2 tRNA genes are annotated in these 472 nt (G+C 46.0%); both read left to right on the top strand.

The features are described from left to right. Positions 1-100: 100 nt before the first annotated feature. Positions 101-177, top strand: a tRNA-Ile gene (locus HGT71_RS15640). 114 nt (positions 178-291) lie between these two features. Further along, positions 292-367, top strand: a tRNA-Ala gene (locus tag HGT71_RS15635). Positions 368-472 lie beyond the last annotated feature (105 nt).

Raw genomic sequence — 472 nt, 5'->3', positions numbered from 1 at the left:
GAACCTGCGGTTGGATCACCTCCTTACCTGTAAGATACATTGCTGCGTAGTGCTCACACAGATTGTCTGATGAAAATTAAAGAGAGCAGTAAACATCTGCAGGCTTGTAGCTCAGGTGGTTAGAGCGCACCCCTGATAAGGGTGAGGTCGGTGGTTCAAGTCCACTCAGGCCTACCAATTCTTTCTCATGCCGCGTTATGTTTCCGGCTCGTATACTTCAGTATACGTCGCGAAAACATGCCTTGCCTGATAAAGAATCACTTCGGTAACTCTGATGTTTGCAAAATCGATGGGGCTATAGCTCAGCTGGGAGAGCGCCTGCCTTGCACGCAGGAGGTCAGCGGTTCGATCCCGCTTAGCTCCACCATCTTCAGTATCTCACTGAAAATAAAATGATCTTAAAGCTGACTTACGAGTCGTCTTTAAGATATTGCTCTTTAAAAATCTGGAAACAAGCTGATAAATTGAAAAC

Origin of the sequence: Rosenbergiella epipactidis (assembly GCF_018494055.1) — a bacterium.
In the GTDB taxonomy this organism is placed as follows: domain Bacteria; phylum Pseudomonadota; class Gammaproteobacteria; order Enterobacterales; family Enterobacteriaceae; genus Rosenbergiella; species Rosenbergiella epipactidis.
This window is presented reverse-complemented; position numbering and strand designations above follow the sequence as displayed.